Annotated in this window: 10 protein-coding genes, 1 tRNA gene and 1 pseudogene; 6 read left to right on the forward strand and 6 right to left on the reverse strand. The window is 64.6% G+C overall.

Annotation, left to right across the window (positions count from 1 at the left end):
* Positions 1 to 7: 7 nt before the first annotated feature.
* Both ctaD and coxB read right to left on the reverse strand, forming a co-directional pair.
* Positions 8 to 1,687 carry a cytochrome c oxidase subunit I gene (gene ctaD, locus ACR2MZ_RS14805; RefSeq protein WP_434005818.1) on the reverse strand — a complete coding sequence of 560 codons (1,680 nt, stop codon included), beginning with the start codon at positions 1,685 to 1,687 and terminating at the stop codon, positions 8 to 10.
* Positions 1,688 to 1,707: 20 nt separating this feature from the next.
* Positions 1,708 to 2,655, reverse strand: a complete 948-nt coding sequence (gene coxB / locus ACR2MZ_RS14810; RefSeq protein WP_434005819.1) for a cytochrome c oxidase subunit II — start codon at positions 2,653 to 2,655, stop codon at positions 1,708 to 1,710.
* A gap of 157 nt (positions 2,656 to 2,812) precedes the next feature.
* Between coxB and ACR2MZ_RS14815 the strand changes: the two genes are divergently transcribed.
* Positions 2,813 to 3,373, forward strand: coding sequence for a hypothetical protein (locus tag ACR2MZ_RS14815; RefSeq protein WP_338182091.1), 561 nt, complete (start codon positions 2,813 to 2,815; stop codon positions 3,371 to 3,373).
* Positions 3,373 to 4,179 carry a cytochrome c oxidase subunit 3 gene (locus ACR2MZ_RS14820; protein WP_338182094.1) on the forward strand — a complete coding sequence of 269 codons (807 nt, stop codon included), beginning with the start codon at positions 3,373 to 3,375 and terminating at the stop codon, positions 4,177 to 4,179. Before ACR2MZ_RS14815 ends, ACR2MZ_RS14820 begins: the two co-directional genes overlap by 1 nt.
* 78 nt (positions 4,180 to 4,257) lie before the next feature.
* Here ACR2MZ_RS14820 and ACR2MZ_RS14825 read toward each other — a convergent pair whose 3' ends face one another.
* Genes ACR2MZ_RS14825 through ACR2MZ_RS14835 form a run of 3 tightly spaced genes read right to left on the reverse strand, consistent with a single transcriptional unit; the run spans position 4,258 to position 6,551 of the window.
* Complete coding sequence (locus ACR2MZ_RS14825; RefSeq protein WP_434005820.1) at positions 4,258 to 4,821, reverse strand: FKBP-type peptidyl-prolyl cis-trans isomerase; 564 nt, start codon at positions 4,819 to 4,821, stop codon at positions 4,258 to 4,260.
* Complete coding sequence (locus ACR2MZ_RS14830; protein WP_338182100.1) at positions 4,818 to 5,297, reverse strand: peptidylprolyl isomerase; 480 nt, start codon at positions 5,295 to 5,297, stop codon at positions 4,818 to 4,820. Before ACR2MZ_RS14830 ends, ACR2MZ_RS14825 begins: the two co-directional genes overlap by 4 nt.
* A gap of 12 nt (positions 5,298 to 5,309) precedes the next feature.
* Positions 5,310 to 6,551, reverse strand: a complete 1,242-nt coding sequence (locus tag ACR2MZ_RS14835; RefSeq protein WP_338182103.1) for an MFS transporter — start codon at positions 6,549 to 6,551, stop codon at positions 5,310 to 5,312.
* Between the two features lie 56 nt (positions 6,552 to 6,607).
* On the opposite strand from ACR2MZ_RS14835, the gene ACR2MZ_RS14840 reads away from it, so the two are divergent.
* Both ACR2MZ_RS14840 and ACR2MZ_RS14845 read left to right on the forward strand, forming a co-directional pair.
* A tRNA-Val gene (locus ACR2MZ_RS14840) sits at positions 6,608 to 6,683 on the forward strand.
* Positions 6,684 to 6,781: 98 nt separating this feature from the next.
* The gene (locus ACR2MZ_RS14845; protein WP_434005821.1) at positions 6,782 to 7,696 is read left to right on the forward strand and encodes a tyrosine-type recombinase/integrase; all 915 of its coding nucleotides are present in this window, start codon (positions 6,782 to 6,784) and stop codon (positions 7,694 to 7,696) included.
* On the opposite strand, the pseudogene ACR2MZ_RS14850 reads toward ACR2MZ_RS14845, so the two are convergent.
* Positions 7,693 to 8,059 (reverse strand): annotated as a pseudogene (locus ACR2MZ_RS14850) (transposase family protein); the annotation flags it as partial. The gene ACR2MZ_RS14845 and the pseudogene ACR2MZ_RS14850 sit on opposite strands and share 4 nt — an antisense overlap.
* Positions 8,060 to 8,133: 74 nt before the next feature.
* Between ACR2MZ_RS14850 and ACR2MZ_RS14855 the strand changes: the two are divergent.
* Positions 8,134 to 8,622 (forward strand): dihydrofolate reductase family protein, encoded by a 489-nt coding sequence (locus ACR2MZ_RS14855; protein WP_434005822.1) that lies wholly within the window; start codon positions 8,134 to 8,136, stop codon positions 8,620 to 8,622.
* Positions 8,623 to 9,414: 792 nt separating this feature from the next.
* Positions 9,415 to 9,666 (forward strand): transposase (locus tag ACR2MZ_RS14860; protein ID WP_434005823.1); only part of this gene is annotated, 252 nt, incomplete at its 3' end.

The following is a 9,666-nucleotide window of genomic DNA, read 5'->3' on the forward strand; positions in this document are numbered from 1 at the left end:
GGGAAAGCTAGCTGTTGTGGGAAGCCAGTGCCTGGTGCTCGAGCGGCGGCCGCAGGCCGTCCGCGCGCATGTCGCGCAGCGGCATGTTCGAGCGCACCACCGGCACCTTGTCGAAGTTGTAGGGCGGCGGCGGCGACGTCGTCGCCCACTCGAGCGTGTTGCCGCCCCAGGGGTCGTCGCCGGCGGGCGGCCCATGCTTCCAGCTCACCACCAGGTTGTAGATGAACACGAGCACTGAAGCGGCGATGACGAAAGAGAAGACAGTGATGAACATGTTGGTCGCACCCCAGCCCTCCTCACCGAACCCGCCTGGGTAGCTGTAGATCCGCCGCGCCATGCCCTCCAGGCCCAGCGTGTGCATGACCAGGAAAGTGCCGTTGAAGCCGACGAAGAAGAGCCAGAACGACCACTCGCCGAGCGTCTTGTTGAGCATCCGGCCCGTTATCTTGGGGAACCAGTACTGGGTGCCCGCCAGCAGCGTGAAGACGCTGCCACCCACCATGACGTAGTGGAAGTGCGCGACCACATAGTAGGACTGGTGCAGCTGAGTATCCACGGGCACTGAGCTGAGATAGACGCCTGTGATGCCGCCGATGAGGAAGGTGGCCATGAAGCCGAAGACATACTTCATGGGCACCTGGAAGTCGATGGAGCCTCCCCACGCGGTGGCTATCCAGTTGAAGAACTTGATGCCCGTGGGAACCGCAATCAGCATCGTCATGACCATGAACCAGGTCTCCACGTAGATGTTCATGCCGACAGTGAACATGTGGTGCGCCCAGACGGCCATCGAGAGGAACACGATGCCGAACAGTGCCGCCACCATGGAGGTGTAGCCGAAGATCGGTTTGCGCGCAAACACCGGAACGATCTCCGAGACCATGCCGAAGCCAGGCAGTATGAGGATGTACACCTCGGGATGGCCGAAGAACCAGAACAGGTGCTGGAACAGCACAGGGCGCCCCCCGTTGCTGGCGAAGAAGGTGGTGCCGGCCTGGCGGTCCAGCTCCAGCAGGAAGAGGGCCGCGGCCAGCGGCGCGCCGACGGCGAGCAGCAGGATCGAGGTCGAGATCTGAGCCCAGACGAAGAGCGGCAGCCGGGAGAACTTCATCCCCGGTGCCCGCAGGGCAACGATGGTGGTCAGGAAGTTGACCGAGGCCATGATGCCGCTGACGCACCAGAGAATGAGGCTGAACGCCCACAGGTCAACGCCAAGGCCGGGATTGAACTGCTTGGTGCTGAGCGGCGGATATCCCGTCCAGCCGGCATCCATGGCTCCGCCCGTGAAGAAGCCGGCGTAGTAGATGGCAATTGACATCGGGATCAGCCAGAAGCCCAGCAGGTTGACGCGGGGAAAGGCCATGTCACGAGCGCCGATCAGGATCGGCACCATGTAGTTGGCGACGCCTGTCATGAAAATCGTCACGAAGAAGAAGATCATCGTCGTGCCGTGCGCCGAGAGCAGCTGGTTGTAGGTCTCGGCGTCGATAACCTTCAGGTTCGGCTGCGCGAGCTGGATGCGCATGACCAGCGCCAGGATGCCGCCGAGCACGAAGGCCAGCATGCCTGTGGTCATGTACATGATCCCGATCAGCTTGTGGTCGGTTGTCGTGAGCCAGAGGCTGATCGGCTTGAAGAAGGTGTCGTCGTAGCTCTTCGGACGGGGTGGCGCTAGAACACTCGCCATCTATCTCTCTCCTGCCTGGCTCACGATGAACTGGCCCCCTGGCCAGTGGGGGAATAGCCGGTGCCGCTGGGACGGGGCGAAGGGCTGGCGCCGGCTCCGGGCGAAGCTCCCGGGGATCCACTCGGAGCTGCACTGGGTGACGGCGCCGCCGATGGCGACGGCGCTGTCGAGGGCGACGGAGCCCCGGCCTTGGCCTTCGCCTCCAGGCTGGTGCGCTTGAATGCCTCGTAGTCGGCGTCCGACACGGCCTTCACGCGGATCTGCATCGTGTAGTGGCCCTGTCCGCAGAGCTCAGTGCACTCGCCTCGCCACTCTCCCGGCCGGTCGACTTTGAACCACATCAGGTTCTGGTAACCGGGCACCAGATCCGCCTTGCCCGCCAAGTCAGGGACCCAGAAGCCGTGGATCACGTCCTTGGAATCCAATCGGAGGCGAACGAGCTTGCCGGTGGGGATGACTAGCGGCGTCGGCTGCAAGCCCTCCGAGCTTACGGTGAAGCCCTCCGGGTAGGTGTAGTCCCAGCCGTACTGGTGGCCCACCACGTGGATGTCGACGTCCGGGTTGTCCGAGGCCGCCGCGGTGTAGTCGCGCTGAAGGGTTATGAACGAGAACAGCCCTATGAAGAAGACGATGAGCAGCGGTCCCGCCGTCCAGCCGATCTCAAGGAGCCGGTGGCCGTGCCACTGGGGCGGCTGGTAGTCCTTGGGCTGCCGGCTGCGCCGGAAGCGGATGATCACCGTCAGCAACAGCCCTTCCACGAGCAGGAAGATCAGGATGGCGGGTATTGAGATGCCTAGGTAGAGGTCGTAGATGTGGCGGCCGTTGGGCGAATTCCCCTTGGGAACTATCGGGCTCAGACCGCTGCCGCCGCCCTCGGCGGCCGACGCGGCGGTGGCCAAGGTCATGCCGAGCAGGGCCACCAAGGGCAACGAGATCAGAGCGCGACGAAGCCAGGGCTGCCCACGCATCAAGGCAAGTATAGGGAGGGCCCCAATCCAGCCAAGCTGCCACCAGAGCTGCCTGGAAGCTGGTTTTGGGCCAGAGGTTCGCCGCCAGATGTGGGCTTGTCGGACCTCGGGGCGCGGACACGGTGGGCAGCTACTGTCGACTAGAATCGCAGGCAAAGTGTCTCGAGCGACCAAGCCCACCTTCGTGGACGTCAACAGTCCTGCGCTGGCGATCAATTGCCCGAACTGCGGTCTCCTCACAGCCCGCTTCGGCCAGTACTGCCGTAACTGCGGCTACTCGATCTGGCCGTCGAGCCGATTCGCCTCGGCCGCGTTCCAGGCCTGGCGAGAGGTCGATCCCGCCCGCCGGGACTGCAGCCGCTTCGATCTCGAGCCGCCGCTCAGACCCGAAGATCAGGTGGTGGTGGTCGACTTCGACCGGAAGGCGCATGAGCTCGGCATTCACATGCCACCCGGCTCCAGCTATCCCATCATCATCTGCCTCGGCCTGTTCTTCATGGCCCTTGCCGCCGTTCCCTTTGCTACGCCTGCCCGGCTGGTGCTCGCCGTCATCGGCCTCGCCATCTTCTTGTTCGGTGTCATCGGTTGGGTGGTCGTCGAGGACACCCGGCACTTTCCGGGCTTCGAGGCGGCGAGCCAGGGTGCCCACACAGAAGCGATGGCAGCCGCCCCGGCGGCGGCTCAGCCCACGGAAACTCGCGTCGAGGAGGTCCACTGATGGCGGTCGCCCAGGCACCGCGGGCGCACTTCGAGCCGGCGCCAAAGGAGCCCAGCTTCCACGTCGGCGTCATGGGCATGTACATCTTCCTGGCCTCCGAAGTCATGTTCTTCGGCAGCCTGTTCGCCGTCTACGCCTACCTCTTCGCTTCCCACGGCCAGTGGCCGCCGCCCGGGACCAAGGCTGTCGAGTACTGGCCGCTGCCCACCATCAACACAGCTGTCCTGCTCTCCAGCGGCATCACGTGCCACTTCGGACTGGAAGCGCTGCGCCACGGTTCGCGCCTGGGCAAGGGCGCCCTGGTGGCCGCTGGCGCGTTGGCTTTCTTCGGCGGCGCCGACCTGCTGTTCGCCGCGATTTCGGCCGTGTCGGGTTTGTGGTTCGAGGTCGGCCTGGCTCTGTTCGGCGCGATCATCCAGGGCGCCTGCATAGCCGTTGCCTTCAGCGTCGGGCCGTTCGGCGCTCCGCGCATGACCTTCTATGGGCTCTGGATCGGCACCATCCTCCTCGGCGTGGCCTTCGAGGCCGGCCAGGCCTTCGAGTTCGCGACCGCCCACATCAAGCTGACCACCAACCAGTTCGCCAGCGCCTTCTTCACCATGACGGGGTTCCACGGGGGCCACGTGGCGGGTGGCTTGATCCTGCTGACCCTGGTCCTGGGTAGGGCGCTGAAGGGACAGTTCGATACCCAGCACCACGTCGGCCCGGCGGCGATCACTCTCTACTGGCACTTCGTCGACCTGGTCTGGATCTTCCTGTACGGCATTCTCTACTTCGCGATCGGCGTCAGCGCAAGCGCCCACTGACTTCAGCCGTCGCCGCGCAGGGACAACAACGTCCGGAGAGCCCTTCCCGCTCTTAGCTGCCTCAGCGGGACGGTGGTGTTAGGGGGTTGCGGCTGGCGTCGGCTGGGGGCCTGCCTCGATCTTCTCCACCCGGATGATGAAGATCAGGATCGCGTTCGCCGGGATGGGTCCCGAGCCCTGACTGCCGTAGGCAAGGTCGGGCGGGATCGTGAGCCGGCGCTCCCCGTGCACGCGCATTCCGGGCACGCCCTCATTCCAGCCCGGGATCACTGGCGTGCAGTCGCCGCTGGGCTGCGCGGCCGAGCTGAGGATGGCGCAAAGCGTCTGGTTGCGATCCAGGCTCGAGTCGAACTCCTGACCGCTGGAGAGCCAGCCTGTGTAGTTGACCCGAACCGACGAGCCAGGTTGCACCTTGTCCCCAGTGCCGATCTTGAGGTCGACGTACTGCAGGCCGTCGGGGAAGGTGACCTTCTTGCCGTCGGCTCCCATGTCGAACGTGAAGGCGCCGGGCGAGGGAGTCGGTGTCGCGACCTGGACGCCGGCGGTCGGTCCGGCGTTGGCGCTGCTGCCGGGATCGGGATAGCCGCAGGCGCTGAGCCCCAGCAGCAGCAGCAAGGAGCTGGCAGCGCCGAATCGCCTCATGCCTCGCCGATCTCGATGCTCTGAATCTCGTCTCCGGGCTTGATCTTCGCCAGAACCTCCAGACCCGAGCGCACCCGGCCGAAGTGGTTGTAGACGCCCGAGCGAGCGAGATGCGGAGCGTCCTCCAGCACCAAGAAGAACTGCGAGCCACTCACGCCGAGAGCGCTGGAGGCCATCGCCAGTGAGCCCTTGGTGAAGGTGGCCGGATTGGTCTCGTCGGGCAGCTTGTACGGCGGCCCACCTGTGCCGTCGCCGTCAGGGTCACCGCCCTGGACCACGAAGCCAGGCACCACCCGATGAAACGTGAGCCCGTTGTAGAAGCCGCTGCGCGCCAGGTGGACAAAGTTGTTGACGGTGACCGGGGCAGCCATCGGCGCCAGATCCACCTGAACCTCACCATGGACCGTCGTAAGCCGCGCTGTGTAGGACCTCTCGCTGTCGATCGACATGGGCGGCGGGGAGGAGGATTGGTTCACAACTGGGCAATCCTACCGAGCGGGCTCCCGCACGCGTGCCACCAGGACTGCCGCCAGGAGCAGGGTGGCGCCGGCCAGGCAAAGGAGACCTGTCGATGGGCCCCAGCGAGCGGCGATGCTGCCACCGCCGAGCGGTCCCAGAGCGAATCCGAGCGCAGTCGCGCTCGAACTGAAGCCGAAGATGCGGGCTTGGATCGAAGCGGGCACCTCCAGTCCGAGCATCGCCGAGAGCGCCGGACTCGTGGCTCCGAACATGAGGCCGAGGAAGCCGGCGCTGAGCACCATCGTCCAGGCCATGGTGCCGAGGCCGGCGAGCGCCAGCCCAGCCCCCACACCCAGCGCGGTAACTACAGCCAGGCGCCGGTAGCCGAGGCGCCGAGCAAAAGGGGCATAGAGCACAGCTGCCGCTGCGCTGCTCAAGCCCGAGATGCCAAAGGCGACGCCGGTGATCGTGGCGGCGCCGCTGGGTATCACGGTGAGCAACTTTAGGACAAGCAGCGGACTGAAGCCGCTGTAAGCCGTCTGGAGAATGGCCTGACAGATGAGGAGCGCGCCGATCGCGGCCAGGGCATGGGGACCGCTCTGCCGGAGCGTGGTCAGGGCAGTCCCTGCCTTGGCTGTGCTGCGCGGGACCATTGTCTCCCTGATCAGCAGCGCAGCGCCCAGCGCGGCCAGGGCCAGCATTCCGCCGCCAACCCAGAAGACCGCGCGCAGCCCCAGCTGGCCGGCCGCGATGCCGCCCAGGAAAGGCCCCATCGCCGAGCCCACGGCAACCGCCGAGGTGAGGACACCCAGCGCCCAGCCAACTCGGGCCCGCGGCGTTCCCGTAGCGACCAGGGCGGTCGCCGCTCCGACAGTGCCGGAGCTGGCTCCCTGCAAGAAGCGCAGCACTATCACGTCTCCCGGCCCGCGGGCAAAACCGAGGAGAGTGAGGGTGACCGCCCCGCCGATCATCGCCCGCACCAGCATCGACTTGCGACCGTAGCGGTCGGCGACGATGCCCCAGAGGGGGCTGGCGACCATCAGCGCCAGTCCCGAGGCGCCACCGGCCAGCCCTGAGAAGAAGGCGAGTTGGTCCTGGCGGTGGACGCCCAGGTCCTTCAGATAGAGAGGTAAGAAGGGAAAGGCGAAAGCGAAGCCGAGGATGGCGGTGAACTGCGCGACCCAGAGTACAGCCAGGTTGCGCCGCCAGTCGGGGAGGCGTGGCTCTGGCTCTGGCTCTGGCGGCGGGGCCGGCTGGGGGTGGGCGGTCACGCGCCAAAGAGAGAGGGCCGGACCACTACTGTCTAGAATAGGCGCCGGCGTCGCCAGGGCGGCTAGCTCAGCTGGGAGAGCGCTAGCTTGACATGCTAGAGGTCGGCGGTTCGATCCCGTCGCCGCCCACCAACCCCGATTTCGAGTTCAACTGCCCTCTTCTTCGCCCTGTTTCGCGCCACCTACAGGCTACCTCCAGTGCAGCAGTTAAGTGGTATAACATAACCGTTTTGTACACGAACCCCATATCCCGGCTGATCGAGGACTACCTCGCCGATGGCCGAGCCCGGGGTCTGTCGCCCAAGACCATAAAGGACGCGTACTCGTACCAGCTCATTCATGTACTGCTGCCCTGGTGCGAGCGGAACGAGATCGTCGAGATCGCACAGCTCGACAATCGGGCGCTCAACCGGTTGACCTCGGAGCTGCTGGAGCACGGCGGAAAGAAGCAACAGCAGCTGTCCCGATTCACCGTCGATACCTACATTCGCAATGTCAATCTCTTCTTGAGCTGGTGCCGAAGGGAGGGGCTAGTCGGCGAGGTGCGAGCCCAGCCGCCCAAGTTACCCCGCCGCGTTGTGGACGTGCTCTCTAGGCAAGAGGTCGATCGCCTCGAAGACACGGCTCGCTCCGAGCGGGACAAGGTCATCGTCCGGCTCTTGGCCGATACCGGCATCCGGGCTGGCGAGCTCGTGAGCCTGAAAGAGGCGGACCTCATGGAGAACAACCGGGATCGATATATCAGGGTTCATGGAAAAGGGGCGAAGGATCGTTTGGTGCCTCTACAGCCACAGCTCTACCGGCGTCTCCAGCGGCTGGCACGTGGGCGACCGGCTGAGGTCCGCCATGACTTCATCTTTGTGACGTTGATCCGCCAGCCTGGCCGGGGCTATGAAGCTCTAACGACAAATGGGCTCCAACAGCTCATTCGCATACTGGGCGAACGAGCCGGCCTACAGAAGCGGGTCCACCCGCACCTGCTAAGGCACTCATTTGCGACTACCATGCTCAACCGCGGTATGGACTCGATCACCCTAAGCCGGATCCTTGGCCACGCATCGCTCGTGATGATCCAAAGGACCTATGCGCATCAAACCGCTGGCGATCTAAGCGAGTCGCTGCTGCGCGCCTTGACGGCCGACTAGGGCGTGTCTCCTAATGCGCTCAGCCAGAGTGTGATGGCTCGCAAGACGGCCCCGCCGCGGTAGGTAAGGGCGAGTTGTCGTAGCGGCTCGCGAGGCCGCGCCACTGCTTGGTGTCGTTGAAGCCGCGCTCGATGACGTTGCGACCCCTTATAGTCGTCGACGTCGTAGCACACCGGTCGCCCACGGCCGTCCACGAGCTGATGGATTTTCGTGCTCAAACCGCCACTGGACCGGCCGATTCCGTGGTCAGCGGAATCGACGCGCAGATTCTTCTAACTCGACAAGCCCCCTGTGTCGCGGGGAAGGTCCGTCGCGTGCTGATGGGGCACGGTTGATCGTGGAGTCCACGCTCACTGCCCAATCGGTACTCTTGCGTAACGCGACCCCTTCGGTATTCCATCAACGTCACATTGGATGGGTGCTGCGATCATCGTGCGATGGTCGCGGACGAATACCTGCATCGTCACGCGGTCGAGAACCTCGTCCAGGCCGATGCCCTCCTCCTTGGCCGGGTGACTTACGAGATGATGGAGGCAGCGTGGCGGCTGCCGGCGCCGGCGGGAGCGAGGCCCGATTGGATGGAACCGTTCGCACGGACGATCGACGGGGCAAAGAAGTACGTCGTGTCGAGCACCCTGGACCGGGTCGACTGGAACGCGGAGCTGGTGAGCGGGGATCTGGGAAAGGCCGTTCAGCAGCTCAAGCGAGAGCCGGGTGAGGGACTGTTGGTGGGCGGCGTGAAGCTCCCGCTGGCGCTGGCGGAGCTGGGATTGATCGATGAGTACGAGTTCGTGGTGCAGCCCAGGCTGGCGGGCCACGGGCCGACGTTGTTCGCGGGGCTATCGAGGCATGTCGATTTGAGGCTCGTGAGCCGGCTGGAGTTCGGCTCGGGGGCGGTGGCGATGCGGTATGAGCCGAAAAGCTAGATCTCAACTTCTATCGCTTGAACTGTGCTGCTGATCACGGGTGGGCATGGCCGGCATGAGGGAAGTCAAGGCCGCTTTCGCATGTTCCTCGGTATCGAAGACGACCACACTCGTACCAGTGCTAGCGCCATCGTTCATCCACGTAGCCCTTTAGAAACCGGGTAGTGCCTTGAGCTCCGGGATGATGAACTCGTTCAGGATCGTATGGCGATGCTCGAAGTCCGAGTTCGGGTCGAGCTTCACAAGAATGACAGCGGCATGGCCCATCTATTTCACCTCTCGGATGCGGGAGCGCTGCCCAACTTTACCGACCAATGGGTAGGACTCGACTGTTCGTGGCCTGTCCCCGACGTGAGCCGCTCGGGATGGTTCGCGAAGGCGCCGAACGGCGCTCCGAATACCCCCTAGGTTCCCTCCTTAGGAGCGCCGAACGACGGATCTGGAGTGGTCAGCCGACCTGGCCCTCTTCTTCGTTGCGACCGCTTTCGGTGGCGACAGTTGGAGGTGGACGCCCTCCGGCAGTCGCTACTTGTCGGTTGGCGCCACGTTCCTTAACGGCACCCTAATGGGGGTGGGTAGTACTACGGCGGCTCCGCACCGGCATGCGAGAGGTGCCCCGGCTATGTCGGTGCCTTCGAGTCTCCCGCATCGAGGGCATGTTAGGGAAGAATCCAAGGCAAGAACGGCTCCGCAAATCGTTGAGCCTCGACGAGGGTCAGCGCTCCGGCCCACTCGTTGAAGTGCGCCCCTGATCGGGTCCCCGTGAACTGAGCCACACGTTGTGCGAGTCCGATGCTCCAGAATGGAGCGAGGAGGACAGCACACATGAAAAAGCGCCGGCACTCACCGGACCAGATCATCCGCAAGCTCGCCGAGGGCGACAAACTGCTCGGCCAGGGCCAGACCGTCGAGGAGGAGAGCCGCCACCTCGAGATCACCGAGTCGACCTGGCATCGTTGGAAGGGCCAGTACGGCGGTATGAAGGCCAACGACGCCAAGAGGCTGAAGGAGCTCGAGAAGGAGAACTCCCAGTTGAAGAGGCTC

The organism is Candidatus Dormiibacter sp. (genome assembly GCF_050999135.1).
GTDB classification, from domain to species: Bacteria; Chloroflexota; Dormibacteria; order Dormibacterales; family Dormibacteraceae; genus Dormiibacter; species Dormiibacter spiritus.